The organism is Micromonospora sp. DT81.3 (assembly GCF_049847225.1).
GTDB lineage: Bacteria > Actinomycetota > Actinomycetes > Actinomycetales > Microbacteriaceae > Microbacterium.
This window is the reverse complement of sequence record NZ_JBNCNY010000002.1, coordinates 147,821-174,443: the sequence shown is the minus strand read 5'-3', so window position 1 is coordinate 174,443 and position 26,623 is coordinate 147,821. Positions and strand designations below refer to the sequence as shown.

The 26,623-nt window shown below is 68.2% G+C and carries 25 protein-coding genes; 13 read left to right on the top strand and 12 right to left on the bottom strand.

Annotated elements, in window-relative coordinates; genetic code table 11:
* Positions 1 to 100: 100 nt before the first annotated feature.
* The 7 genes from ACPW96_RS05045 to ACPW96_RS05015 are packed head-to-tail and all read right to left on the bottom strand — an operon-like array spanning position 101 to position 5,647.
* Positions 101 to 1,108 carry a HoxN/HupN/NixA family nickel/cobalt transporter gene (locus ACPW96_RS05045; protein ID WP_425882245.1) on the bottom strand — a complete coding sequence of 336 codons (1,008 nt, stop codon included), beginning with the start codon at positions 1,106 to 1,108 and terminating at the stop codon, positions 101 to 103.
* Entirely contained in the window at positions 1,105 to 1,827 is a 723-nt protein-coding gene (locus ACPW96_RS05040; protein WP_425882244.1) for an urease accessory protein UreD, read from the bottom strand. Before ACPW96_RS05040 ends, ACPW96_RS05045 begins: the two co-directional genes overlap by 4 nt.
* Positions 1,824 to 2,624, bottom strand: coding sequence for an urease accessory protein UreG (gene ureG / locus ACPW96_RS05035; protein WP_425817733.1), 801 nt, complete (start codon positions 2,622 to 2,624; stop codon positions 1,824 to 1,826). The genes ACPW96_RS05040 and ureG overlap by 4 nt, the downstream gene beginning before the upstream one ends.
* Positions 2,617 to 3,291 carry an urease accessory protein UreF gene (locus ACPW96_RS05030; protein WP_425882243.1) on the bottom strand — a complete coding sequence of 225 codons (675 nt, stop codon included), beginning with the start codon at positions 3,289 to 3,291 and terminating at the stop codon, positions 2,617 to 2,619. The genes ureG and ACPW96_RS05030 overlap by 8 nt, the downstream gene beginning before the upstream one ends.
* Before the next feature lie 9 nt (positions 3,292 to 3,300).
* Positions 3,301 to 4,998 (bottom strand): urease subunit alpha, encoded by a 1,698-nt coding sequence (locus tag ACPW96_RS05025; RefSeq protein ID WP_425882242.1) that lies wholly within the window; start codon positions 4,996 to 4,998, stop codon positions 3,301 to 3,303.
* On the bottom strand, positions 4,985 to 5,335 hold the full coding sequence (ureB, locus tag ACPW96_RS05020) for an urease subunit beta (RefSeq protein WP_425817739.1): 351 nt from the start codon (positions 5,333 to 5,335) through the stop codon (positions 4,985 to 4,987). Before ureB ends, ACPW96_RS05025 begins: the two co-directional genes overlap by 14 nt.
* Positions 5,336 to 5,344: 9 nt before the next feature.
* The gene (locus ACPW96_RS05015) at positions 5,345 to 5,647 is read right to left on the bottom strand and encodes an urease subunit gamma (protein WP_425817741.1); all 303 of its coding nucleotides are present in this window, start codon (positions 5,645 to 5,647) and stop codon (positions 5,345 to 5,347) included.
* Positions 5,648 to 6,097: 450 nt separating this feature from the next.
* On the opposite strand from ACPW96_RS05015, the gene urtA reads away from it, so the two are divergent.
* The 10 genes from urtA (at position 6,098) to ACPW96_RS04965 (ending at position 16,488) form a co-directional block, all read left to right on the top strand.
* Positions 6,098 to 7,408, top strand: a complete 1,311-nt coding sequence (urtA, locus tag ACPW96_RS05010; protein ID WP_425817743.1) for an urea ABC transporter substrate-binding protein — start codon at positions 6,098 to 6,100, stop codon at positions 7,406 to 7,408.
* 85 nt (positions 7,409 to 7,493) lie between these two features.
* Positions 7,494 to 8,378, top strand: a complete 885-nt coding sequence (gene urtB / locus ACPW96_RS05005; RefSeq protein ID WP_425882241.1) for an urea ABC transporter permease subunit UrtB — start codon at positions 7,494 to 7,496, stop codon at positions 8,376 to 8,378.
* The gene (gene urtC, locus ACPW96_RS05000) at positions 8,375 to 9,481 is read left to right on the top strand and encodes an urea ABC transporter permease subunit UrtC (protein ID WP_425817747.1); all 1,107 of its coding nucleotides are present in this window, start codon (positions 8,375 to 8,377) and stop codon (positions 9,479 to 9,481) included. The genes urtB and urtC overlap by 4 nt, the downstream gene beginning before the upstream one ends.
* A complete protein-coding gene (urtD, locus tag ACPW96_RS04995; RefSeq protein ID WP_425882240.1) occupies positions 9,478 to 10,311 on the top strand; it encodes an urea ABC transporter ATP-binding protein UrtD in 834 nt (277 codons plus the stop codon). The genes urtC and urtD overlap by 4 nt, the downstream gene beginning before the upstream one ends.
* A 10-nt stretch (positions 10,312 to 10,321) precedes the next feature.
* On the top strand, positions 10,322 to 10,999 hold the full coding sequence (locus ACPW96_RS04990; protein ID WP_425817751.1) for an ATP-binding cassette domain-containing protein: 678 nt from the start codon (positions 10,322 to 10,324) through the stop codon (positions 10,997 to 10,999).
* Between the two features lie 93 nt (positions 11,000 to 11,092).
* Positions 11,093 to 12,799, top strand: coding sequence for a purine-cytosine permease family protein (locus ACPW96_RS04985; RefSeq protein ID WP_425882239.1), 1,707 nt, complete (start codon positions 11,093 to 11,095; stop codon positions 12,797 to 12,799).
* Positions 12,775 to 13,392, top strand: coding sequence for a TetR/AcrR family transcriptional regulator (locus ACPW96_RS04980; RefSeq protein WP_425882238.1), 618 nt, complete (start codon positions 12,775 to 12,777; stop codon positions 13,390 to 13,392). The genes ACPW96_RS04985 and ACPW96_RS04980 overlap by 25 nt, the downstream gene beginning before the upstream one ends.
* Positions 13,389 to 13,982 (top strand): TetR/AcrR family transcriptional regulator, encoded by a 594-nt coding sequence (locus ACPW96_RS04975; RefSeq protein WP_425817757.1) that lies wholly within the window; start codon positions 13,389 to 13,391, stop codon positions 13,980 to 13,982. The genes ACPW96_RS04980 and ACPW96_RS04975 overlap by 4 nt, the downstream gene beginning before the upstream one ends.
* 469 nt (positions 13,983 to 14,451) lie before the next feature.
* Positions 14,452 to 14,955 (top strand): hypothetical protein, encoded by a 504-nt coding sequence (locus ACPW96_RS04970; RefSeq protein WP_425882237.1) that lies wholly within the window; start codon positions 14,452 to 14,454, stop codon positions 14,953 to 14,955.
* A gap of 327 nt (positions 14,956 to 15,282) precedes the next feature.
* Complete coding sequence (locus ACPW96_RS04965; protein WP_425882236.1) at positions 15,283 to 16,488, top strand: MFS transporter; 1,206 nt, start codon at positions 15,283 to 15,285, stop codon at positions 16,486 to 16,488.
* A gap of 178 nt (positions 16,489 to 16,666) precedes the next feature.
* On the opposite strand, the gene ACPW96_RS04960 is transcribed toward ACPW96_RS04965, so the two are convergent.
* Complete coding sequence (locus ACPW96_RS04960; protein WP_425882235.1) at positions 16,667 to 18,673, bottom strand: ATP-dependent helicase; 2,007 nt, start codon at positions 18,671 to 18,673, stop codon at positions 16,667 to 16,669.
* A gap of 126 nt (positions 18,674 to 18,799) precedes the next feature.
* Here ACPW96_RS04960 and ACPW96_RS04955 point away from each other — a divergent pair, with 126 nt between their 5' ends.
* From ACPW96_RS04955 to ACPW96_RS04945, 3 genes are all read left to right on the top strand, one after another.
* Entirely contained in the window at positions 18,800 to 19,669 is an 870-nt protein-coding gene (locus ACPW96_RS04955) for a helix-turn-helix domain-containing protein (protein WP_425882234.1), read from the top strand.
* A gap of 62 nt (positions 19,670 to 19,731) precedes the next feature.
* The gene (locus ACPW96_RS04950) at positions 19,732 to 20,313 is read left to right on the top strand and encodes a dihydrofolate reductase family protein (RefSeq protein ID WP_425882233.1); all 582 of its coding nucleotides are present in this window, start codon (positions 19,732 to 19,734) and stop codon (positions 20,311 to 20,313) included.
* Positions 20,314 to 20,371: 58 nt separating this feature from the next.
* Positions 20,372 to 20,611: a recombinase family protein gene (locus ACPW96_RS04945; protein ID WP_425882588.1), complete on the top strand. Its 240-nt coding sequence runs from the start codon at positions 20,372 to 20,374 to the stop codon at positions 20,609 to 20,611.
* Positions 20,612 to 20,858: 247 nt separating this feature from the next.
* On the opposite strand, the gene ACPW96_RS04940 is transcribed toward ACPW96_RS04945, so the two are convergent.
* From ACPW96_RS04940 to ACPW96_RS04925, 4 genes are all read right to left on the bottom strand, one after another.
* Positions 20,859 to 21,572, bottom strand: coding sequence for a hypothetical protein (locus ACPW96_RS04940; RefSeq protein WP_425882232.1), 714 nt, complete (start codon positions 21,570 to 21,572; stop codon positions 20,859 to 20,861).
* 336 nt (positions 21,573 to 21,908) lie between these two features.
* The gene (locus ACPW96_RS04935; RefSeq protein ID WP_425882231.1) at positions 21,909 to 23,075 is read right to left on the bottom strand and encodes a hypothetical protein; all 1,167 of its coding nucleotides are present in this window, start codon (positions 23,073 to 23,075) and stop codon (positions 21,909 to 21,911) included.
* A gap of 234 nt (positions 23,076 to 23,309) precedes the next feature.
* Positions 23,310 to 24,725, bottom strand: a complete 1,416-nt coding sequence (locus ACPW96_RS04930) for a S8 family peptidase (protein WP_425818607.1) — start codon at positions 24,723 to 24,725, stop codon at positions 23,310 to 23,312.
* A 634-nt stretch (positions 24,726 to 25,359) separates the two neighbouring features.
* A complete protein-coding gene (locus tag ACPW96_RS04925; RefSeq protein ID WP_425882230.1) occupies positions 25,360 to 26,556 on the bottom strand; it encodes an Ig-like domain-containing protein in 1,197 nt (398 codons plus the stop codon).
* Positions 26,557 to 26,623: the final 67 nt, after the last annotated feature.

Here is a 26,623-nt window from a genome sequence, read left to right as displayed (position 1 = left end):
AACTGTTGGCGGGAAGGGCGGCACCGACTCCTCAGCCCCGGAAATGACGAATGCCGCGCAGCTGCGGGAGTTGGAGCGCTCGAATCCTGGACGATAACGGTCAGTCCGTCCTGGGGCGAGTCCATCCCATCGTTGCCAGCACAGCCATCCAAGTCACGAGCAGCAGCCCGGTCAGCACGAACCCGAGGCCATCGAGCCCGACCGACGCCACCCAGGCAAGCGGGCCACCGAGCCCGAGATTCGCGACGAGGACGTCAGAGAGCTGGACTATCGCGATGAGCACAGCGGCGACGACGGAGAGCCCGGTCATCGCTATTGCGTACACCTCTCCCAGGTAACGGCGCCCGGGTTGCCATGAGTAGGCGCGACGCATCACCGCGCCCTGGGTGGTGTCGAAGGCGCTCATGCCTGCGGCGAAGAGGATGGGCAGCGTGAGCGCGGCCCACCAGGGCACGGCCGCGAGCGACGCTGCGCCCGCGAGCGTGAGCAGTCCGATCTCGGTTGCGGTGTCGAAGCCGAGCCCGAAGAGCAGACCGACGATGTACATCCGCGAGGGGCGGTCGACCGCCTTCTCGAACGGGCCGAGCATCCGCAGCACTGGGCCGCCGGCGTGCCCGTGGCGCCGTCGCAGCGACGCGATGTTGATGGCGGCGATCAGGAGCAGGAAGAAGCCCGAGACGCTGGGGCCGATCACCCCCGTCCACGTGCGAAGGGCGGAGGACTCATCGGCGAGCGAGGCGCCGATCGCGGTGATGCCCAGGGTCAGCAGGATGCAGAGCACGACGACGATCGTGGAGTGACCGAGCGAGAACCAGAAGCCGACCGTGTTCGCAGGCCTGCCCCGCTCGGCGAGGCGGCGCGTCGTGTTGTCGATCGCGGCGATGTGGTCGGCGTCGAACGCGTGCCGCACTCCCAGGGCATAGGCGGTGAGGCCGACGCCGAGCGTGACGACCGCGCCGCCTGCGCCGCCGAGCGGGATGCCGGCCGGGATCACGAGCAGGAGGAGGACGCCCCACCCGACCACGTGCAGGAGCGCGATCAGCGAGATGACGCCGATCGTACTCGGCAGGATGCGCGCGGGGGCGCGGTCTTCGGTGAGCGATGTCATCGGGCGATCACCGCCTCTTCGGCGTGCGCCCGCTCCGCGGCCGCCCCGGCCCAGGCGTCCCACACGGGGTCCAGCGGCGAGCCGTGGGTGTGGTCCGAGAGATGGCGCGCCATCGAGCCGGGGCGGTCGAACTCGAGGTCGCCCGGGCGGGCGGGCGGGCGGAATCCGACCGCGATCACGGCATCGATCACCCGGTTCTGACCCAGCAGCCCCGGCTGGGGCGCCGCCCCGTCGGCCTCCAGCCGCTCGATGAGCACCGGGCCGGTCTCGTCGACGACGGTGAGCTCCGAGGTGAGCCGACCGCCCCGCTCGCCGTGCCTGCCGAGCACGAGGGTCTCCCGGATGAGGGCGCGCGCTCCGTCGGCCAGGGTGAGGGAGCTGCGACGTTCGGCGTCGGCGCCGTCGGTGACCACGAACGGAAGCCCGTGCCACAGCAGCGTTCCACCGGCTCCGATCCGCACATCCAGGACCCAGGACGAGGGCGCCCCGCGGTAGGCGACGGTGCCCCCGACATCCTCGATCTCGAGAGTGCACCCGGGACCGACGTCGATCGCGACGTGCACGTGGTCGCCCCCGAGCAGCACCATTCCGGCGGCCGTGACTGCGACGTGCGCACGCGTGGCATCGCGGGTTATCAGGCGCGGGGCGAGCGCGCCGACCGCGAGCTGCACGTGCGCGCGCGGCTCGCCCGCCGTGAGCGCGATGCGGGTGGGGGTCACTCGCTCGGGTTCGCCCCCGCAGCGGCGTGCGCGGGGAAGTGGTCGTGGTTCAGGTCGTGGTCGTGGGGCTCGTCGCCGGCGTGGGAGTGGACGAATCCGCCCTCCGGGTGCTCCTCGTCGGCGTGGAAGTGCGGGGCCATGGGGCCGGGGTCCTGCGCGATGTGCGTGCCGGCGCGGTGGCCGGCGAGGATCGTGAGCACCCAGGCGCGCAGCGCCGCGACGGACGCGGCGTCGTGCCGCGACAGGGCGAGCACGGCACGACCGTCGCGCGCCGCCTCGGCATCCGCCACCATCTGCGCGACGTCGACGTCCACGTACGGGGCGAGGTCGGTCTTGTTGATGACGAGGAGGTCGGCGCGACCGATGCCGGGGCCGCCCTTGCGTGCCACGTCGCCCCCGCCCGCGACGTCGAGCACGAAGATCTGCGCGTCGACCAGGGCGGGTGAGAAGGTCGCGGTCAGGTTGTCTCCGCCCGACTCGATGAGCACGACGTCGAGCGGCGCGAAGTCGCGTTCGAGGTCTTCGGCCGCGAGCAGGTTGGTGGTGATGTCGTCGCGGATCGCGGTGTGCGGGCAGGCCCCGGTCTCGACGGCGCGGATGCGCTCGGGGTCGAGCACCCCGGCCGAGCGGAGGAACCGGGCGTCCTCGTCGGTGTAGATGTCGTTCGTGATGACGCCGAGGCGCAGTTCGGCGGCGAGGGCACGGCACACCGTCGCGATCAGCGACGACTTGCCGGTGCCGACGGGACCGGCGACGCCGAGTCGGAGCGCGCGGGAGGTGAGCGGGGAGTCAGGCACGGAAGAGTCTCCTGTTCGTTCGGGCGTGGGCCTCGGTCCACACCTCGGCTTGGGGGGCGCTCGCCGCGGGGATCGCCTCGGGTGAGGCGAGAGCGGCGAGCTGGGGGATGAGGGGATCGACCGAGGCGCACGCGTCCAGCACGAGCCGCACTCCGTCGACGGGGTCGCCGGGCTCCAGCTTGAGAAGGGCCGCGGCGCCGCCCGCCATGTCGTCGTAGACGGCGACGCGCACCAGGGTCTCGGCGTCGAGTCCCGCGTGGGCGGCGATCGCCCCGAGCACGATGGGGCGCGCGGGCGATGGGGTATCACCGGTCGTCAGGGCGGCGATCTCCGGAGCCTGCGGCCAGAGGCGCTGCGCGAGTCGGAGCAGTCCGCGGCCGAGGTCAGTCGACGCGGTGCGCGCTGCTCGGCTGGGGGTGCGGGCTGCCCAGGCCCGTTCGACGGGGGCGTACGGCGCGCCGGTCAGTGCGGCGCGCCGCGCCACGACCGCCGTCGCCGCGTCGACGAGCGTGGTCGTACGGGCACGGGCGCGGAGGAATGCGGCGACATCTCGTCGGGCGAGTCCTCCCTGGATGGCCGGCTCGAGACCCGCCGAGAACGCGTGCCCGCCCGAGGGGAGGCGTGCGTCGCCGAGCAGCAGGGCGACGGTGTGTGCGGCGGAGTCCACGGGGCGGTCTCAGAACAGGTTGTACAGCTGGGCGAGGGGGAGGGAGGCCGCGGGCGCCGGCTGCACGTCTTCGCCGTCGATCGCGATCTCGAACGTGTCGGGCCGGATGCGGATGGAGGGCAGGACGTCGTTGTTCTTCATGTCGGCCTTGCCGATGTGACGCGTGGGCTGCACCGCGGCGAGCCGGCGACGCAGGTTGAGCGTCTCGGCCAGGCCTTCCTCCAGGGCCGCGGGAGAGACGTAGGTCACCGAGAGTTCGGCGCCGATCGTGTCGCCGAAGGAGGGGCGCATCATCACGGGCTGCGGCGTCGGGATGGAGGCGTTCGGGTCGCCGAGCGCCGCCCAGGCGATCGCGCCGCCCTTGATGACGACGGCGGGCCGTACCCCGAAGAACTTCGGGTCCCACACGGCGAGATCGGCCAGTCTGCCGACCTCGACCGACCCCACGTCGTAGGCGATCCCGTGCGCGATCGCCGGGTTGATCGTGTACTTCGCGATGTAGCGGCGCGCGCGCTCGTTGTCCGCCGGCATCCCGCCGCCGAGCGGTCCCCGGCGGTGCTTCATGACGTGGGCGACCTGCCACGTGCGCGTGATCACTTCGCCGATCCTGCCCATGGCCTGCGCGTCGGACGAGGTCACCGACAGGGCTCCGATGTCGTGCAGGATGTCTTCCGCGGCGATCGTGGTGGCACGGATGCGCGACTCCGCGAAGGCGAGGTCCTCGGGCACCGAGGGATTCAGGTGGTGGCAGACCATCAGCATGTCGAGGTGCTCCGCCACGGTGTTGACGGTGTGCGGCAGGGTCGGGTTGGTGGAACCCGGGATGACGTTGGGCAGCCCTGCGATCGAGAGGATGTCGGGGGCGTGGCCGCCGCCGGCGCCCTCGACGTGGAACGCATGGATCGATCGGCCGCCCATCGCCGCGATCGTGGACTCGACGAAGCCCGACTCGTTGAGGGAGTCCGAGTGCAGCGCGACCTGCAGGCCCCAGTCCTCGGCCGCGCGCAGCGACGCGTCGATCGCCGCGGGGGAGGAGCCCCAGTCCTCGTGCACCTTGTAGCCCGCGGCGCCGGCGAGCGCCTGCTCCTTCAGCGCGGCCATCGACACGGTGTTGCCCTTGCCGAGCAGCAGGACGTTCACCGGTAGAGGGTCCAGCGCGCGGTGCATGGCGGACAGATGCCACGCCCCGGGGGTGACGGTCGTCGCCTTGGACCCCTCGGAGGGGCCGGTGCCGCCGCCGACGATCGTCGTGATGCCGGTGGCCAGGGCCTCGTGGATCTGGGAGGGCGAGAGCAGGTGGACGTGCGAGTCGATGGCGCCCGCGGTCACGATGCGCCCCTCACCGGAGACGACGTCGGTGGACGGCCCGATGATCATGTCGATGCCGTCGCTGATGTCGGGGTTGCCCGCATGGCCGATCCCCACGATGCGTCCGTCCCGGATGCCGATGTCGGCGCGGACGATGCCCCACCAGTCCAGGATGATCGCGTTGGTGATGACGGTGTCGAGGGCGCCGTCAGCCCGCGTCGTGGTCGCCTGCGCCATCGACTCGCGGATGGACTTGCCGCCGCCGAAGACGGCCTCCTCGCCGCCGACGGTGAGGTCGCGCTCGATCTGGATCCAGAGGTCGGTGTCGCCCAGGCGCACCTCGTCTCCCACGGTCGGTCCGTAGATCGCCGCATATCGGGATCGGTCAAGCCAGACCATCGAGCAGCTCCTGTCCTTCGGTCTTGAGCTGTATGCCGGGGACCCGACGCGCTCCGCGCAGCGCCACAGCGTCGAGCTCACGTGAGGCGCCCGGCTCGAAGCGCTGCGACGTGCCGGAGGCGATGTCGAGGCGGAACCCGTGAGCGCGGGCCCGGTCGAATTCCAGCGCACTGTTCACGTCGGGCAGATGGATGTGAGAGCCGATCTGGATGGGGCGGTCGCCGGTGTTCACGAACACGAGCCGGATGCGCTCGGACTCGGTGCGGTCGGCGTTCAGCTCGATGCGCCCCGGTCGAATTCGGACGGCGCCTGGGCCTTCGGAGGAAGCGGATGCCACGGCGACTCCTCAGTCGATCGGGTGGTGGACGGTGACGAGTTTGCGGCCGTCGGGGAACGTGGCCTCGACCTGCACGTCGGCGAGCATCTCGGGAACGCCCGGCATCACCTGGTCGCGCGTGAGAACGGTGCGGCCCTCCTGCATCAGCTCTGCGACGCCACGTCCTTCTCTGGCACGTTCGATGACCCAGCACGAGAGCAGGGCGACCGTTTCGGGGTGGTTGAGGAGGATGCCGCGGTCGAGCCGGTCGCGCGCGACCATCGCTGCGACCGACAGCAGAAGCTTCTCGGTTTCGGCGGGAGTGAAGTGCATTCGGGCCTCCGGCGGGTGATGTCAGAAGTGTGCCATATCGGCCTGTTTCGGTGGACGTCACGGAAGGGGCATCGCACCGTGTCAGCGGCGCGGACCCCGGAAAATCAAGGTTTGCGGCGCTAAGCCCGGCTCACGGTTAACAGAATCGGAACAATCGAGAAATGTCAGAGCAATGACGCGGTCCCATGCTGGCACTACCGCAGCAGTCGGCGCCCACCTTCTTCGGCTGAACACCGGCACGCGGAGCACGGCACCTCGACGCATCACCGGCAGTCCCCCTGCACCACACCCTGATTCACCGATCAGTCCGTCCCGCCCGTCACCCGGCACATCCGCTCTTCGGCGTGCCCGGTCATCTCGCCGGCATCCCGGCGTCGATCGGCGTGCCTGCAGGATGCACCACCCATCCCGAGAACGCACCACCTGCACCACACAGAAACGGAGTTCCCCATGACAACCACACGGAATCGAAGGGCGCGCGGCCTGCTGGCCGTTCCGGCCATGGCCGCCGCCGCGGCGCTCCTCCTCGCGGGATGCGGCGCCCGCGCCGGCGACACCGCAGCGCCCGCGGCATCGGGCAGCGCCGCCGCGTCCGAGAGCTGCATCGACTCGTCCGGCGACACGATCAAGCTCGGCTTCCTCAACTCGCTGACGGGTGGCATGGCCATCTCCGAGCAGACCGTCTCCAACGTCCTGCACATGGCCGCGGACGAGATCAACGCCGACGGCGGCATCCTGGGCAAGCAGATCGAGTACATCCAGGAGGACGGCGCCACCGACTGGCCCACCTTCGCGGAGAAGACCGAGAAGCTGCTCACCCAGGACTGCGTCGCCGCGATCTTCGGCGGCTGGACCTCGTCGTCCCGCAAGGCCGTCAAGCCGGTCGTCGAAGAGCACAACGGCCTGTTCTTCTACCCGGTGCAATACGAGGGCCTCGAGGCCTCGCCGAACATCTACTACACCGGTGCCACGACCAACCAGCAGATCATCCCGGCCATGGACTATCTCGCCGCCCAGGGCGTCGAGACGCTCTTCCTGGCCGGATCCGACTATGTGTTCCCGCGCACCGCGAACGCGATCATCAAGCTCTACGCCGCCGAGCTCGGCATCGAGATCGTCGGCGAGGAGTACGTTCCGCTCGACCGGGACGACTGGACCACGCAGGTCGCGAAGATCGTGGAGGCCGACCCCGACTTCATCTTCAACACCATCAACGGCTCGTCGAACGTCGGATTCGTGAAGGCCTACTACGACGCCGGTCTCACCCCGGAGACGACCCCCATCATCTCCGTGTCGATCGCCGAGGAGGAGGCGCCGGCGATGGGTCACGAGGTCACCGGCAATTACGCGTCGTGGAACTACTTCCAGTCACTGCAGACCCCGAACAACCCGGGTTTCATCGAGCGCTGGAAGGCCTACCCCGGCAGCAGCGGGGTGACCTCCGACCCGATGGAGGCCGCATACATCTCGCTGTACCTCTACAAGGCTCTTGCCGAGGCAGCCGGTACGTTCGACGTCGATGAGATCAACGCGGCCGCGGCCGCGGGCGGCATCACCGTCGACGCGCCGGAGGGCGTCGTCACGCTGGACGGCGAGAACCACCACATCTCCAAGCCCGGCAACATCGGCCGCATCAACGCCGACAACCAGTTCGACATCGTCTGGTCGTCCGAGGGCGTCATCGAGCCCGACCCGTACCTCGAGGGGTACGACTGGTTCCCCTCCGACGTCCGCGATGCGCTCGTAGCCGCGGCCGGCTGATCCGCCACGGCGCTCAGGGTCCCGTGGCCGACCACGGGACCCTGAGCACCCGCCCCACCATCCCCACGAGAGAAAGCGACAGCCCGTGGACGCACTCATACCGCCGCTCCTGAACGGCACCGCGCTGGGTGCTCTGCTGCTGCTCGCGGCGCTGGGGCTCACGCTCACCTTCGGCCAGATGGGGGTGATCAACATGGCGCACGGCGAATTCATCATGGCCGGCGCCTTCATCGCCTACGTGACGCAGCTGTTTGTGAGCTCCAGCAACATATCGATCCTGCTGGCCCTGCCCCTTGCCTTCGTCGGCGCGGGACTCCTGGGGCTGCTCCTGGAGATCGGAATCATCCAGTGGATGTACCGACGGCCCCTGGACACCCTCCTGGTCACCGTCGGGGTGGCGTTGATCCTGCAGCAGATCGCGCTGCAGATCTTTCCCGCACAGGGAGTCCCCGTGGAGGCTCCGGGCTGGCTCGACGGTCAGGTGGACGTGCTCGGGTACGCGTGGCCGCTGCGCCAGGTCTTCACGATCGTGCTCGCGGCCCTGTGCCTGGCGGCCCTCGCGGCGTGGCTCAAGTACTCGTCCTTCGGACGCCGAATCAGGGCGACGGTGCAGAACCGGGATCTCGCCGAGACCAGCGGCGTCCGCACGCGCAATGTGGACCGCATCACCTTCTTCGTCGGATCCGGCCTGGCCGGCGTCGCAGGAGTCGCCGCCTCCCTGATCGGCGGCACGAACTCTCAGATGGGCACGCAGTACATCATCCCGGCCTTCCTGGTCGTCGTGGCCGGCGGTGTCGGCCAGATCAAGGGCACGGTCATCGCCGCGTGGGCCCTGGGGATCGCGCTGTCCTACTTCGCCGACTGGACCACGGGGAGCATGGCCCAGGTGCTCGCCTTCGTGCTCCTGGTCGTCTTCCTGCAATTCCGACCACAGGGCCTGTTCACGGTCCGCACCCGGGGGTTGACATGACGAAACTGAAGCCCTGGCTTCCACTGATCGGCATCGGGGTGTTCGCCGTGCTGCTGCTGATCGTCGCGCCGGCCGTGCTCTCGATGCACTGGATCAACAACCTCGGCAAGTACTGCTGCTGGGCGATCGCGGCGGTCGGGATCGGCCTGGCCTGGGGCCGCGGCGGAATGCTGGTGCTCGGCCAGGGGGTCTTCTTCGGGCTCGGCGCCTACGCCATGGCGATGCACCTCACGCTGGAGACCTCGGGGCCGGACAGCCTCCCGGTGTTCATGATCCTGTATGACCCGTCCGCGTCGCTCCCGGCGTTCTGGGAGCCGTTCCGCAGCGATCTGTTCACGCTGCTGGCCATCGTGCTGCTCCCCGTGATCGTCGCGTCGGTCCTCGGCTACGCGCTGTTCAAGCGCCGGATCAAGGGGGCGTACTTCGCCATCCTGTCCCAGGCGCTCGCCGTCGCCCTGGCCGTGCTGATCAGCTCGACGATCCGCGAGACCGGTGGTGATACGGGACTCAGCGACTTCAAGTACTTCTTCGGCTACGTCCTCGACGACGACGCGAACAAGCTCATGGTGTTCATGATCGCCGCCGCGCTGCTCATCCTCTGCCTGCTGGCGGTGTGGCAGCTCAACCGCAGCCGCTTCGGCGAACTCCTGATCGCGACGCGCGACGCCGAGGAGCGCGTGCGGTTCCTCGGCTACGACCCCGCGAACATCAAGCTCGTCGCGTACGTGGTCGCCGCCCTCATGGCCAGCATCGCGGGGGCGATGTTCGTACCCATCGTCGGGATCATCACGCCGGCCGAGATCGGCGCGTCCGCCTCCATTCTGATGATCGCCGGTGTCGCCCTCGGGGGCCGCGCCTCGCTGTTCGGCCCCGCGCTCGGCGCGATGGCGATCGGTTGGGGGCAGTCGAGCCTCGGTTCCAGCTGGCCGGATGGCTGGATCTACATCCTCGGGCTGGTCTTCATCCTGGTGACGCTGTTCCTCCCCATGGGGCTGTCGTCCCTGTTCGGCCGGGCGAAGGGCGTCTTGTGGCGTTCGCGCGCCACCCCGGAGCCACCGGTTGCCCCGGCCCCGGCGCGGGTGCTCGACGAGGTGAAGAAGTGACCGCCGCGGACGGCTCGCTCGTCGTCAGGGACCTGCGCGTCGAGTTCGACGGCTTCGTCGCTGTCGACGGTGTCTCCTTCGATGCCCACCCCGGTGAGGTCCGATTCCTCATCGGCCCGAACGGCGCGGGAAAGACGACCTGCATCGACGCCATCACCGGCCTGTCCAGGGGGAGCGGATCGGTGACGCTCGGCGACCACGAGCTGCTGGGCAGGTCGACGCAGAAGATCGTCCGGCTCGGGGTCGGTCGCACCTTCCAGACGGCGAGCGTGTTCGAGCAGCTCTCGGTGCTGCAGAACCTCGACATCGCGGCCGGGCTGCATCGCTCATCGCTCTCCCTGCTGCGCGCCCGGCGCGGCGTCGATCCGCGGATCGAGGTGGCGCTCGAGGAGACCGGACTCAGCGGCGAGCGTGAGACGCCCGCCGGCATCCTGTCCCACGGTCAGAAGCAGTGGCTGGAAATCGGGATGATGCTGGTCCAGGAGCCGAGGGCGCTGCTGCTCGACGAGCCCGTCGCGGGGATGAGCCAGGACGAGCGCACCGCCACGGGCGAGTTGCTGCAGCGCATCGCGCAGCGCCGCACCGTGCTCGTCGTCGAACACGACATGGACTTCATGCGCCGGTACGCCTCCCGGGTCACGGTGCTGCACCAGGGGAAGCTGCTCTCCGAGGGCACCGTGGCGCAGGTGCAGGCCGACCCCAAGGTGCAGGAGGTCTATCTCGGCACGGCGGGCGCCACAACCACGGCGGCGATGCTCGTAGTGGCCGACCCCACGATCGAGGCGGCGACCACCGCGACGAATGCCGCTGCACACGGCGAGGGAGCCTGAGATGCTCGAGATGAACGAAATCCAGGCCGGCTACGGGCGCACGCTCGTGCTGCACGGCGTGACGCTTCCCACCTCCGATGGAGTGGTCGCGGTGCTGGGTCACAACGGCGCGGGCAAGTCGACTCTGCTGCGGGTCGCCATCGGGCTCATCAAGCCGCGCAGCGGGCAGGTGATCTTCGACGGCGCCGACGTCACGACCCTGCCTCCCAACAAGCGGGTCGCGCGCGGGATGGCCTACGTGCCCCAGGGCCAGCAGTCGTTCCCGCAGCTGTCGACGATGGAGAACCTGCAGCTCGTGGCCGACGGCCGAAAGCGGGGGAAGGCGCTCATCGAGCAGCAGCTCGCCCGGTTCCCCGCGCTGGAGAAGTTCGCCGGCCGCAAAGCCGGCCTGCTCTCCGGCGGTCAGCGCCAGCAGCTCGCCATCGCCCGGGCGCTCATCACGGAACCGAAGCTGCTCATCCTCGATGAGCCGACGGAGGGCATCCAGCCGACGATCGTCGCCGAGATAGAGCACACCATCATGCAGCTCGCGCGCGACGGACTCTCCGTCCTGCTCGTCGAGCAGCACATCGGCTTCGCGCTGGAGGCCGCGGACAAGTACCTCGTGCTGGCGAGCGGATTCGCATCGCGCGCCGGCGAGGGAGGGGCATTCGCCGCGGAGGGCGTGCGGGCCGCCATGACGATCTAGCGCTGACGGCGCGCAATGCGGCTGTAACACGCGACGGGCACAATGAGCCCCACGTGCGAGGCGCAGGGAGTGCGACGCGATGTGCAGTTCAGGGTGAGCAGGGCAGACAACGCGCGGGCAGCCGCCGAGGACAGCCTCGAGGACTACGCCTTCCGCTATGTCCCGCGGTCCTTCCGACGGTGGAGCGCCGGCTCGATCGGGGTGACGGCGCTCGGCTCGATCGCCTTCCTCGCGGACTTCTCGATCGGGGCCAGCGTCGGGATCGAGCACGGCACGCACAACGCCGTCCTCGGCATCCTGTTCGCGTCGATCGTGATCTTCGTCGTCGGCCTGCCGATCGCCTACTACGCCGCCCGCTTCAACCTGGACCTCGATCTGATCGCGCGCGGGTCGGGCTTCGGCTACTACGGCTCATCGATCACGACCGTGATCTTCGCGGTGTTCACGTGCATCTTCTTCGCCCTCGAGGGGGCGATCATGGCGCAGGGGCTGCACGTCGCGGTCGCCGTCCCGCTCCCGATCGGCTACTTCATCTCCACCGTGGTGGTGATCCCCATCGTGATCTATGGGATGCGCGCGCTCGAGCGCCTGCAGTTCTGGACCACGCCGCTGTGGCTCGCGCTCGCGCTGCTGCCGCTGCTGTGGGTGATCGTCTCCGACCCTGGCGCGGTGAGCGCGTTCGTCGCGTTCCCCGGCGAGTCCGATGGGATCGTCAGCTTCGGGGCGATCGTCGCGAGTGCCGCCGTCTGCTTCGCACTGACCCCGCAGCTGGCCGAGCAGATCGACGTGATCCGGGCGATGCCGCCCCGCACGCGGGCTAATCGGCTGTCGTGGTGGGCCTCGCTGCTCTTCGCGGGACCCGGCTGGGTGCTCTTCAGCGGCATCAAGCAGGTCATCGGGGTCTTCCTCGCGGTCTACCTCCTCACCCGGGTCGACCCCGAACTGGGCCAGCGGGCCGCGGAGCCGGTGCGCCAATTCATCGCCCTGTACGAGTCCCTGATGCCCGAGTGGCTGGCGGTGGGATTGGCGCTCGTCCTCGTCGTGGTCGCGCAGATCAAGATCAATGTGACGAACGCCTACTCGGGGTCGCTGGCGTGGTCGAACGTCTACACGCGTCTCACGAAGACCTACCCGGGCAGAACGATCTTCATCCTCTTCAACCTCGCGATCGCGCTCGCCCTGATGTGGATGGATGTCTTCAGCCTCATCAGCTTCGTGCTCAGCCTGTACGCGAATGTGGTGATGGCCTGGCTGGTCACGATCGCCGCCGACATCGCGATCAACAAGCACGTGCTGGGCATCTCGCCGATCTTCCCGGAGTTCCGCCGGGGGATGCTGCGCGACTGGAACCCGGTCGGCCTCGTGTCGGTCGCCCTGGCGTCGCTCCTGTCACTCGCGGCGTTCGGGGGCCTCCTCGGCGAGGGGGTGCGCCCGTTCTCGGTGCTCATCGCGATCGGGGTGGCGGTGGTCACGACCCCGTTCATGGCGCTTGTCACGCGGGGGAGGTACTACCTGCGACGCCAGTCGGACGGCATCGCGTCGCCCATGTTCGATGCCGACGGCAACCCGTCGGGTGAGCGGCTGCGCTGCCATGTCACCGGCTACATCTTCGAGCGCCCGGATATGCTGGCATCCGCGGAGCGAGGGGCGCACGGGGAGACGCAGTTCGTGTCGTCGCTCGCACTGACCCTGGACGACTCGGATCGTTACGTGCTGCCGGCCGAGTCGTCGGCGCGACAAGCCCATTCGTCACCGCGGACGGCCGAAGAGAGCAGATGGCAGAGGGGAAGGGGCGGATGATGCCGGAGGCGGTGGACACTCCGACCGCGATCCTCGTGCACGCCGTCGCGGCCCTTCGCGAGAACCCGCTGGATGACATCTCCTATCGCACCCTCGGTGACGCGGTCGGCGTCTCGGAGAGGACGGTCTACCGTCACTTCCCGACGAGATCTCATCTTCTGGAGGGCGTCGCGGGCTGGATCGAGTCGACCGAGTTCCCGATGCCGCCGTTCGTCACTGTCCCGGAGTTCATGGAGGCGTCGCGCGCCCGGTTCCGGGCCTTCGACGCGGCGCCGGCATTCGCCTTCGTGTGTGCGCGCGCGGCATCCATCTCGCCGACCGGCGAGCCGGAGCCCACCTTCTTCACCCGCGCCCTGGTGGCCATGCTCGCCACCAATCATCCTTCTGTGAACGAGCGGGACCTGCGTCGCGTGGCGGCGAGCCTGCGCTACTTCGCCTCGGCGCAGTTCTGGGCTCGCATGCGGACGGGCTTCGAAATGAGCGCCCCGGCCATCGCGGACGCGTTCGACCGGGCGGCCGCAGAGGTCCTGAAAGACATCATCGTCTTCACCGGCACCGAGGTGGATGGCGCGCCGCGACGTACGCCCCGATGACGATGTCCCCGATCGCCGAACCCGGTGGGCGAACCTCGAGCGAGGTGAGTCGCACGCAGGAGGCGATCCTTGTCGCCTACGCCGCGCTCATCGAAGAGCTGGGCACCGACGACGTGTCGTTCCGGCTCATCGCGAGACGCGCCGGCGTCGGCGAGCGCACCGTCTTCCGCAACTATGCGACGAGGAACGACCTGCTGCTCGCGACGGCCGCATGGATCGACAGCACCGCCTTCGCTCGGCAGGACTGCTCGAGCATCTTCGACATGCCCCTCGCCATCAGAGCGGCGATGGAGTCCTACGACCAGCGCCCGGAACTGGCGCACGTCGTGGCCGAGACGACCATGCGGGGAATCAGCGGTGCGGCGCCCAGCCCGCGCCGGGCGATGCTCGAGCAGATGATCGACGCCGAGATTCCTTCACTGGGAGACGCCGAGCGCGCGGCGATCGTGGCAAGCTTGGCGCACCTCGACTCCGCTGCGACGTGGGTCACGTTCCGTCGCGAGTTCGGGATGAGCCGCAGCGACATCGCCGACGCCGCCGCATGGGCGGCGGAGGCTGTGCTGGACCCGATTCGCGCTCGCGCCGGCTGAAGCCTCAAAGCTCGTCCTTCGAGTCACTCGGCGATCCGGTGCTCGGGGCGGCGCGGGCCCGTCAGACCTCACTGCGGTTGGTCCCGCTCAGACGCGTTCGACGATCGAGAACGGGGTGCAGCCGCGTCAGGCTACGTAAGGCCGAGGTCATCACTTCCTGGAAAGTCCCGGGAACCTGCGGGTTCCCGGACTTCTCAGTTGGTGAGATATGACCACCTCACCGAAACCTACCCGGCCCTCCGCGGAACTACTGAGGTCGTAACCGGTAGTTGCCGGCTTCCAACTCTGACGACACCGTTCTACCGCTTGTCAGACTCACCCGATCCCATTCTCCGTCTGCGCGACGTCGCTCGAGCGACCAGTCGGCGTCTGCCAGATCAGTCAGAAGGACGCGCCGAGAACTGGTCCCGCCGGGAACGCTGAACGACACCTTCTTCGCGATGTCCTGAGCTGTGGCACTGACGACACCGTGGCTCTGAGCCAGTGGGCTCTCTTCCGCGCCGACGCGGTGTTCGCAGGCATCTGGGGTTTCTCGACGCTTGACACCCAGAGCGTCATCACACCGGAGAGCATGGTCGAACAGATCCGCTCATACTCAGAACCCGCCGTCGAGGCCTACGAGTTGTTCGCAGCGATCGACTACGTCTTCCCCCCGGCGGCAGGTCTCTTGCTTTCCGCCACCACGCTCTGGCTGATCCGACGCTCCAATCGCGCGACATCCTGGAGTGTCCCGGAATGGATCGCGCTCCTTTGCCTGCTACCGGTGATGTTCGACTACGTCGAGAACATCTTCCTGGCCTTCGCCGTGATCACGGAGGGTGCGTTTGCCGCCGTCACCGGGGCGCTCGTCGGAAAGGCGCTGAAACTGGCTTCCCTCGCGGTGTCGAGCGCGCTACTTCCGCTCACCGCGATGTACGCCCTTGTCGTGATCGTGTCCCGACTGCTGCGCCGTAACGCGCCCGAGAAACGATGACTGCCCGTCCGGCAGGGTTGCTTCGGGGAGTGCCGCCCTTTTCGGCATGGACGTCGAATGCACCGCGGCAGGGAACCCTGGGGTTGGAGCCGCTCCCGGAGGTCAACGATCTGGCCGCGTAGCTCCGACGTGCGCGCGTGGATCGAGCAGCAACGCGACACGCTCCCGTCGCCGGTGGACCGGCGATAAGCCGATGAGCGCGCCTCGCCTGGCGATCGGCGGCTTCGCGGCGAGATGGTCGGCCTGTAGGTCCGACCGTGCGGCCCTGGGCGGCGGTGGCTACGCTTACGGCGTGCACCCCTTCGCCTGCGCTGCATCGAGCCGCCGATGGCTCGGCTGACGGTGGGCGGCGCGAGCCACGGCACGGGGTTCTGGATCGTCGCGGCGGTCTTCCTCACGGCGATGGCTTACTCGACCGTGCCGACGCCGCTGTATCCGCTGTACGAGCAGCGCGACGGCTTTCCGGTGAGCCTGGTCACCGTCATCTACTCGTCCTACGCGGTCGGCGTCATGCTCAGCCTGTACCTCGCCGGACACGTGAGTGACTGGCTGGGCCGCCGGCGGATGCTGATGGTCGCCGTGCTGATCTCCATCGCGTCCGCGGTGATGTTCCTGCTCTGGCCGGAATCGCTCGGACTGATCGGTGCACGGCTGGTGAACGGCGTGAGCATCGGCATCCTGTCGGCGACGGCGACCGCGCACCTCGGAGAACTGCGGGCCATCGCCCGGCCCGCGGAGAACCCGGTCGTGGCCACATCGGTCGCCGGTGCGGCCAACCTCGGCGGCCTCGCGCTGGGTCCGCTCATCGGCGGACTCTGCGCCGAGTTCCTGCCCGATCCGCTCGTGCTGCCCCACGTGGTCTTCCTCGTGCTGCTCACGGCCGCCGGAATGGCGCTGCTCACGGTGCCCGAGACGGTCGCCGGCCGGAGTGCTTCGCACCGCTACCGGCCTCAGAGGCTCTCGGTTCCGCGTGCCCACCGCTCCATCTTCCTCGTCGCGGCGTTCGGGGCCTTCGCCGGATTCGCGGTGTTCGGCCTCTTCAGCTCGCTCATCCCGACGTTCCTGGCCGGCACGTTCGGGGATCGAGATCACCTGCTCGCGGGAGTGGCGGTCTTCGCGATCTTCGCCTCCGCGGCGGCCGGCCAACTCGCGCTCGCCGGCGCGCCGCTGCGCAGGCAGCTGACGATCGGGATCATCGCGTGCGCGGCAGGCCTGACGCTCGTGGCCGTAGGTGCCCTGCTGCCGCAGATCGTCCTGTTCCTGAGCGGCGGCGTCGTCGCGGGGCTGGGGGTCGGCGTGCTCTTCCGCGGTGCGATCGGCACCGCGGTCGCGATCGCCGAGCCGGGACACGCCGGCGAGACGCTGGCGCTGCTGTTCCTCATCGCCTACGCCGGGCCGGTCATCCCGGTCCTGGCGGTCGGGATCGCGCTCGCGTTCGCGCCTCCGGTGGCGGTGCTGCTCGTGTTCGTCGCCGCCGTGCTGGCGGCGACGGTCGCGGCGGGCTCGATCATGCGCCGCCGCGCCGTCGCGTGAAGAGCTTGGTCGCAGGCTCGTGCGCTTCGGCGCGCGTAGCAGCGATCTCGGTGCGATCTTCATCGCCGCCCGCGATGAGCAGAATCTGTTCAGAACGGAGAGGCATCGACGTGATCATAAAAAAAGCCCGTCACATCTGAGCGTGTAGCCGTGGTCTGAATCCGCTGCCGATGGCCGATCAGGCGAATAGTTCGTCGAACGCGTCCGTGCGCACGCGAGGCGCAGCGGCGGCCCGCTTGATCACAGCCCCGGGTGTGACGGCGGCGGTGCTGACCGGCTCCATGAGAGCGCGTGCGGACTCGGTCAGGAATCTGCTGGGCTTGGCCGCGACGTGCTTGGCCAGGAACGCGGTGGGATGCGTGGGCAGTTGCGAGGGCACGTAGACGTCGAGGGCGTCGCGTGCGCGGGTGAGCGCGACGTAGAAGAGGCGCTCCTCCTCGGCAAGGCCCGCGGGCGAGGTGAGTGCCATGTCGGAGGGCATCGCGCCGTCGTTCGTGCGCAGGAGGTGCACAGTGTCCCATTCCAGGCCCTTCGCGGAGTGGATCGTGGACAGGGTCAGCCAGTCCTCGTCGAGATGTGGCTGCTTCGCCCAGTCGCCGGCGACGTTCACCGGGTCGATCGCCTGCTCGCTCACGAATGTGCGGAGATCGCTGTGCTGAGCGGCGGCCTGGGCGATGCCGTCGACTTCGGTCACCCGCCGGTGCCAATCCGGGTAGTGCCCGCGAAGCAGAGGATCCACCGCCCCTCGGCACGCTTCGACCAGCTTCGGCACGGCGGTTGTGGAGTCGACGGCGCCGAGTAGCGACAGGGTTGACGCCAGCCCGGTGCGCGCCTTCGCCGGTGCCGCCGCGACAGCGTCGGCCGTGCGATCGACGCCCCCGTCCGCGAGTATGCCGGCGAGTCCGCGCGCGCTCGCTTTGCCGATCGCGCGGTGCCGGGTCAGCAGGCGGTACCAGGAGACCTCGTCCGCCGGATTGAGCACCACTCGGAAGCTCGCCAGCAGGTCGCGCACGTGCGAGGTCTCCAGGTAGCCGATCCCGCCGAACTTGTGGAACGGGATCGCCCGCACCTTGAGCTCGACCTCGAGTTGCGCGCTGTGGGATCCGGTGCGCATCAGCACGGCCTGCGAACGCAGTGGCGTGCCATCGACGTGCGCGGCGAGGATGCGGTCGGCGATCGTGCGGGCCTCGTCGTCGGCATTGCGGCAGGTAACCAGCGTCGGCCGGGCGCCCGGCTGCGGACGGTCGGCGACGAGCCGCAACCTCAGTTCGCCCGGGCGCACCTGGTTCGCGAGGTCGAGGATCGGCTGCGTGGAACGGAAGTTGCGTTCCAAGCGCACCAGCGTGGCGTCGGGGTACGCCTCGATGAGCTCGAGCAGGTGCCCGGCGCTCGCCCCTCGGAACGCGTAGATCGCCTGTGCGTCGTCGCCGACGACCGTGAGCCCGCGGCCGTCGGGACTGAGCCCACGCACGATGTCGACCTGAAGCTGATTGACGTCCTGGTACTCGTCGACGAGCACCCAGTCCCAGCGCGCCCGCAGGCGCGCCCCGACGTCGGGATCACTGACCAGCGCCCGCCAGGCGATGAGCAGATCATCCAGGTCCAGCAGGCCGCGTTCGCGCTTGCGGTCGCGGTAATGCCGCAACAGGCCGGCGATCGCGTCGGCCTGCTCGAGCGCCCAGGGAAACTGCTCTTCGATGACGGCACGGGCCGGGGTTGCGGTGTTGATCGCGCGAGAGGCGATGTCGGCGATGGCGCGCGTCGTGGGCAGCCGTACCTCGGTGCCGTCGAGCCCGTGCTCCGCGCGCAGCAGGTCGATCAGGTCGATGACGTCGTCGGGATCGATGACCGTCACGTCCTCCAGCCCCAGATGCTGTGCGTGCTCGGCGACGATGCGGTGCGCGACCGCATGGAACGTGCCGCCGGCGATGCGCTGCGCAGCCTGCGCGTCGCCGCACATCACCGCAGCGCGAGAGAGCATCGCGGACGCTGCGCGCCGGGTGAATGTCAGCAGCAGGATCCGTTCCGGTACGACGCCCGCTTCCAACAGCCGCGCGACACGTGCGGTGAGTACGCGCGTCTTCCCGGTGCCGGCCCCCGCCGCGACCACAAGCGGCCCATCGGCGTGCTCAACGGCCTCAAGCTGTGCCGGATCCAGACCGGCGCGCGCATCGAATACTCCCACGGAAGTGACGCTAACGAGGCCCCCGGACATTCAGCCACCACGGCGAGTCTGCGGAGAGGCTAGAGCGGGTCCGTGCGATCGGGTCGGAGCGGTATGCTCCGAGCCGAGCCCGTGAGGCGGCGCGCGATGCAGATGGGCTTCCGGGATGATGTCAGCGTGGAGTATGTGTCCAGAGTGCCCGGTCCGCCGCTCGCCGGGCTGATCGACGACCGCTACTACCTGGAGGGCGCCCCGCCGTACTCCCGGTTCATTCTGCCGGCGGCGCCCGCGCCTTTGCTCATCGTCAACCTCGGGGCGCCGTTTCTGATCCGCGTCGGCACGGACGTAGGGGCCGCGGAATACACCGACGGCTGCGCGGTCACCACGCCCACCCGGGCGTGGGAGTTCGGCTACCCGACCCCGACGCGGTCCGTGGGCGTCCACTTCAGGCCGTGGGGGCTGGCACCGTTTCTTCCGATGCCCGCGGCGGAGTTGTGCGATCGACCGGCGACGGTGGAGCAGGTCTGGGGCCAGCCCGCTACCGCTGAGTTGCGACACCGACTGGCCTCGGCGGACACAGCCCACGAAATGCTGGTGTTGCTGGAGGAGGAGCTGGTGCGACGGCTGCGTGCGGTCGACGGCCTGGACATCGTCCGCCACCTGAGCAGCGCCATCGCGGAGACCGGCGGAGCGGTGCCGATCAGCGACCTGGGCGTGGCAGCCCGCGCCAGCAGCACGTACGTGGCGAAGCGGTTCAAGGAGGTCATCGGCGTCACGCCGAAGCGGCTGGCGCGCAGCTACCGGTTCACCATGACCGTGTTGGCGATCGACGTGACCGCACCGATCGACTGGGGCGACGTTGCCGCGCGCGCAGGCTACTTCGACCAGGCCCACTTCGTCCACGAGTTCCATGAGTTCACGGGGCTCACGCCGACCCGGTATGTCGAAGTCCGGCAACGCTTCCAACGCGAGCATCCCGACCACGCGCTGGATGGGTGGCCGTTGCCCGCCGATTGATTCCTTACAAGGGCGCCAACTCACGACACACGAGACTGGGACTTCGAACAGAGGAGGAACCCATGGGAAAAGTGGTCATGAATGCGTCGGTCTCGGTCGATGGCTTCATTGCGGCCGAGAACGACGATCCCGGTCCACTGTTCGAATGGTTGGTCAGCGGCGACGTGCCGTTGGACGACAGCGGCGTGCTGAACGTGTCGCAAGCGTCCTACGACCACGTCCGGCCGTACTGGGACGCGATCGCGGTGACAATCGCCGGCCGCCACAGCTTCGACATCACGGACGGCTGGGATGGGAAGCCTCCGAGCGGGATCGACCACGTGGTCGTCGTGACACACCGGCCGGCGCCCCAGGGCTGGGACCCCGACGCGCCGTTCTACTTCATCCACGGCATCGAGGCGGCCGTGGCCAAGGCGCACGAGCTCGCGGGTGACCGCACTGTCGAGGTCGCTGCCGGCGACGTCGGCGGCCAGGTGCTCGCCGCAGGTTTGGTCGACGAAGTGCGCATGGACCTCGCCCCGGTCGTCCTCGGGTCCGGCAAGCGCTACTTCGGCTCCGTCGACTCGCAGCACCTGCTGGAAAACCCAGACGTTGTTGTTCAGGGCAACCGGGTGCTTCACCTGCGCTATCGAGTGCGCCGCTGAATCCTGTGCGGATGAATGAGACACAGGTGGGTTATGCGAGGGTGTCAACGGCGTCGCGCTGAGTCTCGGCGGAAGCCGGTACGACCCGACCGATCCGATCGGGCGGCTGCTGTTCAACGTTCTCGGCTTGGTGGCTGAGTTTGAGCGTGATCTGATCAGCATGCGCATCCGCGAAGGGATGGCGGTCGCCCGCCCGAAGGGAGACTCAAGGGGAAGCATCCGAAGCTCTCGAAGGCTCAGCGTGCCCTTCTTTCACGACAGGGTGAGTGCTGCCAGACCGAGCCACCGTCTACCGTGAGCTACAGCGTCGCCGGGCATTGTTCCGCGCCTCATCTGAGGTTCACATTTTCTGATGCGTCCGTCGGCGTGCGCTCCCGGCCCGTGGACCTCTCGAGCCGCAACGATGGGGTTCCAGCGGACTGAGAATGTCGGCGGGCCCCCGCGGGGGCTCGGACGCCGGGGCGGGCGCGGGTGGTTCTCGCACTCCGGGCGCCAGTTCGCGCTTCAACGGGGCGAGGTCGCGGGCGAGTGCATCTGTGGGTTGTTCACCCCGTCGGCGGGAGTGAGGGCCACAACGTGGCGACGATGTCTTCCGTGTAGCCCTCTGGTGCGAAGTTGGTCCAGTGCGTGGCGATCCAGCCGTTGTCTCGGAAGTAGTGCGTCTCTCCGACGGTGGCGTAGAGCTCCCCGTCGACGAAGAGGTCCTCCCGGGTGCGGCAGATCGTGCCGCCGTCGTGCGGCGTGCACGTCATCCCGGACTCGACGGCGGCCTGCTCGATGGATGCCGATTGACCGGCATCCACGATGGTGACGTTGGTGGAGAGTCCGTACTCGGAGGGCCCACCCCACGTGCAGCGCAGGGTCGGGGCCGTATCGAGCACCTCCCGGCCGACCGCAAGCTCGGTGGACGGCGTGGTGTGCCCGGGATCGTTGAGTGGAGGCGCCGTGGCCGTCAGATGGGCGAACATCGCGTCGGAGTAGATGTCCTCGCACGCTTCGGGGAGCACCAGCGCGGTGCCCGCAGCTCCAGCAAGGGAGGCCGACGAGGAGAGGGCCGTGCTCGACGGGGGAGGGCTCGATGTCGTTGGCGAGGCGCTGTCGGATGCCTCGCGGGGCGTCGCGCACCCGGTGAGCGCCGCGACGACAAGCGCCACGCCTGCAAGGGCGGACGCGGTGCGAACCGCGTGCCGGTCGGTGATTGCCACGGCTGCGGACGGGATATCGATCGACCGTCCGATGATTTCGCTGTCTGCCCTCATGTTAAGTATTGCCGGATCGGGCCGATACGGTTCACGATGCATGCTCACCGCGTAGGGTGATATGTCCGGCGCGCGCTACCCCGGACGCAAGTGCAGAATCATCTCACCGCCGACGACAGCCTGCTGACATTCGTCTCGAGCGGCGCCGGCTACTTCGAACTTCCAGCGGAGTGCTTCGGGGACAGTCCGGCCGCGCTCTGGATCTACGACGACAACGTCGCTCAGACCACGCCCGAGTCACCGGGCGGGACGGATGGGTCAGCTGGGTCGGATGCTCGACATCGCCGATCAACGAGTGACCACGACGCTGACTCGTGTGTCACGGCGACCGCCTTGCTATGGACTCCAGAAGAATGCATGCGGGTTGGGCCAAGCCGTGGCGGAGAACTGCCCGGTGACCTGACCTCGTATGTTGATTGCAGATGCACCGCTGCTTCTGGTGAAGAGTGGGTCCAAGTCCCTCATCCCGCTGCTCGGCGCCCACCGAAACGCATGCCGCGATCCGCTCGAGGTCTGAGCTTGCCCGATCACTTGACCGAGGTCGTTGATTCCCGTCGCTGCGCTGTTCTCACCGCCGAGGGTGCCCAGGTCCTGCCAACCGCCAGACGCCGTCCACCGGAACGCGTGTTGTGCGCCGTTCGCAGCGATCGCTGTGCCCGCGATTTGGCCGAGAGCGTTGATAGCAGCGGGGACGAAGGGGCCGAGATCCCGCATACCACCTGACGGGGTCCACCGAAACGCATGATGTGAGCCGTCGGCCGTTTCTGAGGACCCCACTATCTGACCTAACTCGTTGATCCGTGGAGCGAAGCTGTTGGCCCCGCCCAGCGTGCCCAGGTCCTGCATGCCGCCCGACGCGGTCCACCGAAACGCATGAGTGCTTCCCTCTGCCGTACTCGAAACGCCGACGACCTGTCCGAGCAGGTTGATTCCGGTGGCAGCACTGATCGGCCCGCCGAGGGTACCGAGATCACGAATGCCGCCTGCAGGCGTCCACAGAAACGCGTGAATACCCACATCATTCGGCAGGTTCGAGTACCCGGTCACCTGCCCGCGCTCGCTGATCGCCACCGGGACGGAACAACAACCGCCGAGCGTGCCCAGGTCCTGCATACCTCCCGACGCCGTCCACACGAACCCATGTCTCTCGCCGTTCACGCCTGTACTGGATTCGCCGATGACCTGACCCAACTCGTTGATGGCGACACCACGGCTGTCGGCGCCTCCGAGGGTGCCCAGATCCTGCATATTCCCCGACGCTGTCCACATGAAGGCGTGGGGTGACCCGCCGGCGGTGTCCGCCACCCCGGTGACCTGACCCCGAGCGTTGATGTCCTCGCCCTGGCTATTCAGGCCACCGAGGGTGCCCAGATCCCGCAGGCCTGTTGCTTGTGTCCGGGCGGGAGACACGGACATCGCCGTGGCCGGGAGCGGCAACAACAGCATCCCAACCAGTGCCGTCAGAACCACCGTACTCAATCGCCAATTGCGTCGAACCGTCATTGTTCGCTCCCGGTAGGTGACCGTTCCTGGGTCAGCGTGGACTAAGTGTCTCGCTCGGCGGGATGCGCGACAAGGCGTCTCGCCGAACCACGGAATCAGCGCCGCACCGATGTTGTCCGCGCACGCCCCAACCCCGCCGCGCCGCGTAAGGCTGGAGGCACGTCCGATCGAGCAACGCGGCAAGCGGGACGGCGCCGGCCGCCGCTACTTCAGCGAGCACTCCATGAAACTCTGTCAGTTCAGGTATTGCAGACCCGTGTAGACATTGATTCTCGTCCTCGTGATGCCCTGCCCATCGGCGACCGCGACTCCCGACCGCTGTAGAGCGAGCAGGATCTGGTCCACGGTTGCCGTGGGCCTCTTCTGTCTCAGCACGGCGTAGGCGCCGGCTACGTGAGGAGCTGCCATCGATGTTCCGATCCACGCGCATTCGTACCGGTTGCCGGGGACCGCGGAACAGATGTCGGTACCGGGCGCGAGGAGGTCGATCTGCGGTCCCGAGTTCGATGACGTGAACACGGCGTCAGTCGCCGTGCCGACGAGGGTGGTGTTGCCGACAGTGACGGCGTTCGACAGGCAGGCCGGATGCGACACCCCTCCACGGAAACCGCTATTGCCGCTGGCGATCACCGACGCGATTCCCACGCTTTTGAGGAGGTTGATCCAGCCGGTCAGTTTGCCTATATCGGAGGTGGTCGAGTAGTAGTTGTCGCAGTAGCCGACGAACTTGAGGGAGTAGCCGAGGCTGAGATTGACCGCTGCGATCTTGTAATAGGAACGCACGTCGTACACATGCTTCATCGCCCAGATGAGGTCACTGTCCCAGTAGGTGATTCCCGTCGCTCCGGGGTGGAAGACCTGGATCGCCATGATCTTCGCGGCGGGGGCGACGCCATTGGTCCCGGCGGCGGTGTGTGCGACGTGGGTGCCATGCGCGCACCCGGCCTGCAAGCACGGCCGCGCGGCATTGAAGCCGAGTTGCTTCCATGCGCCGTTGGGGCAGTAGCCGGCGGAGGAGCCGACAGTGGCAGAGGCGAAGCAGGCCTCATTCACTACGTTGGTGATCCAGTTGTGCGTCCGGTCGACGCCGGAATCGATGATCGCCACCGTCTGGCCCGTGCCCCTATAGCCGGCAGCGGCGGCTTTGTCGACACCGATCCGGTAGTAATCCCACCAGTTCGTGAGCTGCGTGTACTGGCCGCTGTTCGAGGTCGCCTGGGGTCCCGCGACACCCTCGATCGACTTCGATTCGGTCGCGGTGCGCTCGCTGACATCCAGCGCCCTCTCGAGATCCTCGGTGACATCGACGACAAGCGGAGAGCGCTGCAAGCGCGCCAGGTCCGCGGAAGTCGCGTGGAACGCCACCAACGGGAACTCCATCATCGTCTTGAGCGCGTTGACCGGCCCCAATAGCGCCAGCAGCCGGGCATTAGCGCGGGCAATCGCGGCTATCTGGGATTCGAGCCCCGGCTTGTCCAGGCGATCGGGCGCTTTGATCGTGGTGGAGGTGTTCAGCGTCACGATCACCGGCACCTCGCCCTGCTTCTTTGCAGTCGCCTCGAGCGACGCCCAGTCGCCTTGGGGCGGCGCGACAGCGGCGCTCGCGGGCGAGGCGTGAACCGGCGGCGAGGCGACCGCGAGCGGAAGCATCACGGCGACCGCTGCTACGAGTGTCACCAGCAGTCGCCGGCGACGCGGTGTGATGGACGCAGAAACAGTCATCGGATGCTCCTCAGGTCGATCGATCTCTCGCTGGCGGAGCGTCACAGGCACGACAAAAGCCTCTCTCAGCGCTTTCGGGTAGCGAGGAGGGACGCGAGTAGAGGCGCGTTGCATCCAGTTCGGGAGAACCATACAGCCGGTTGCTACAGCGCCGCAAGGACTTTGTGCATCGCGTCTCAAAAGTGCTCGGCCTGCCTGAATGTTCCTTTGTCCGGCCGTGTTCAACCTCTTCGTGATCGCTTCGGCGGTCGCTGTCATCGTCATGAAGGAGCGCTGGCTGTGGGGCTTCGGTAGCCGGTGAAGCGCGGTGGTCCGAAGCGCTAGAGCACACAATCGCGGCGCCCACGCGTCCTTTCCTGCCGCCGTCGTCTTCCCGCCGCCCGTCGTCCTCACACTGATCGTCGGGAAGATCACCGAGTGTGAAATCCACGTGCGAGGCAGACCGGCGGCCCAAGCGGGACAGACCATCAAACTTTCGATAGCACGCCGCGGGACGGACGGGCGGCGTTGGAGTGTCTTGACGACGGGGTCAAGCTGGCCCGCGTTGATCGGATGTGTCGGATCAGCCAAGGATGCGGAGCGTGACGGGAAGGCTCTCCGATCCGCCGACTGCTCCGGCACCTGAATAGACCGCGCGCACGACGTGCGTACCGCGGGGGAGGCTGGGAAGCGTTGTCGTGACAGTGCCGTTCGTCGCCGTCGAGAACCTGACGGCCTTGACCGTCTTGTCGTCGACGGTGAAGGTGACCGTGCCACCGGTGGACGCGGTATCCACCACCGCCGTCGCCCGGATAGGCAGCCGCGGGAGGGTGACGGTTCGATTCATAGTCAACGTTGTGCTCACTCGTTGATCGGCGATGTCGAGGATCGCGTACCAGTCGACGCTTTCCGACCTGCCGGGTGACTCCGGGGTGTTCTGAACGAGATTCTCGAAGAAGATAGCGAGCCCGGCTGGGCTATCCCCGAAGTACTCCGCTGGAAGTTCGTTCGGAAGGGTGACCGAGACCGTCGCCCCGTCAGGAGAAACCTCGACCGGCATGTCGACGTCGTACTTATCCGGATGCCCGGAGAGCGCCAACTGCGCGCCATACCTCGCGTTGTCGGGGTCCATCGTCCCGGTCCCGGTCCATGTTCCGGGTGGACCGGTCACGAGGATTCGCTGCCCAGGGTAGGCGTTGGGCCGGGTGCGGTTCTCGTAGGCGGCGCTGCTCCAGGAGAAGTCCAACAGACTGACGTCGGCGGTGAGGATCACCGTGGGGCCGGCGGCCGCGACGCCGATGAGGTTCCAACGGTCAGTGTTCTCCACCGGGTGGACGCCCGTGGCGCAGGTCGCTTCTGGGAACTTGCCCGGGCCGGTCGAGCCGGCGGGGACGTCGAGCACGCGGTCCGCCGCCGCATCCCACTCCTCCGGCGACCAGGAACGCTGGGCGATTGTTCCCGCGCTGGAATAGACGGCGCAGTGTACAGGGCCGATAGCAACCAGATCCGTCGCGAAGACGAGCCGGGTCGTGTCTGCGCCGAACAGGATCCGGCGAGTCGACAGATCGCCGAAGGACCGTCGCTCTCCGCCCCCAAGCGGCGTGCCCAGTGAAAACTCGAGAGCCGTGTCCCGCTCCGCAGGGGAGGCCGCTGAAACCGTGTCCGGCTCTGCAGGCGAAGCCACTGCAGCCAGCGGCGACGCGACCGCCGCCGGCAGCGCGAGCGCGAGGAGGAGCGCGAATAACGACTTCCCGCGCCATGTTTGCCCGAGTGAGAACATGGAACCTCCGCCGCTCGATGTGTGTGCATCCTGACAGCACCTGCGTCCCAGAACAACGGCTCGACCC

Coding starts and splice junctions, on each gene's coding strand:
- urtC (WP_425817747.1), top strand. CDS start 8,375: ATGACGAAACTGAAGCCCTGGCTTCCACTGATCGGCATCGGGGTGTTC.
- ACPW96_RS05045 (WP_425882245.1), bottom strand. CDS start 1,108: ATGACATCGCTCACCGAAGACCGCGCCCCCGCGCGCATCCTGCCGAGT.
- ACPW96_RS04930 (WP_425818607.1), bottom strand. CDS start 24,725: ATGCTTCCGCTCGCGGTCGCCTCGCCGCCGGTTCACGCCTCGCCCGCG.
- ACPW96_RS04925 (WP_425882230.1), bottom strand. CDS start 26,556: ATGTTCTCACTCGGGCAAACATGGCGCGGGAAGTCGTTATTCGCGCTC.
- ACPW96_RS04965 (WP_425882236.1), top strand. CDS start 15,283: ATGGCTCGGCTGACGGTGGGCGGCGCGAGCCACGGCACGGGGTTCTGG.
- ACPW96_RS04975 (WP_425817757.1), top strand. CDS start 13,389: ATGACGATGTCCCCGATCGCCGAACCCGGTGGGCGAACCTCGAGCGAG.
- ACPW96_RS04980 (WP_425882238.1), top strand. CDS start 12,775: ATGGCAGAGGGGAAGGGGCGGATGATGCCGGAGGCGGTGGACACTCCG.
- ACPW96_RS04955 (WP_425882234.1), top strand. CDS start 18,800: ATGCAGATGGGCTTCCGGGATGATGTCAGCGTGGAGTATGTGTCCAGA.
- ACPW96_RS05025 (WP_425882242.1), bottom strand. CDS start 4,998: ATGGTCTGGCTTGACCGATCCCGATATGCGGCGATCTACGGACCGACC.
- ACPW96_RS04990 (WP_425817751.1), top strand. CDS start 10,322: ATGAACGAAATCCAGGCCGGCTACGGGCGCACGCTCGTGCTGCACGGC.
- ACPW96_RS04950 (WP_425882233.1), top strand. CDS start 19,732: ATGGGAAAAGTGGTCATGAATGCGTCGGTCTCGGTCGATGGCTTCATT.
- ACPW96_RS04935 (WP_425882231.1), bottom strand. CDS start 23,075: ATGACGGTTCGACGCAATTGGCGATTGAGTACGGTGGTTCTGACGGCA.
- ACPW96_RS04940 (WP_425882232.1), bottom strand. CDS start 21,572: ATGAGGGCAGACAGCGAAATCATCGGACGGTCGATCGATATCCCGTCC.
- urtA (WP_425817743.1), top strand. CDS start 6,098: ATGACAACCACACGGAATCGAAGGGCGCGCGGCCTGCTGGCCGTTCCG.
- ACPW96_RS05015 (WP_425817741.1), bottom strand. CDS start 5,647: ATGCACTTCACTCCCGCCGAAACCGAGAAGCTTCTGCTGTCGGTCGCA.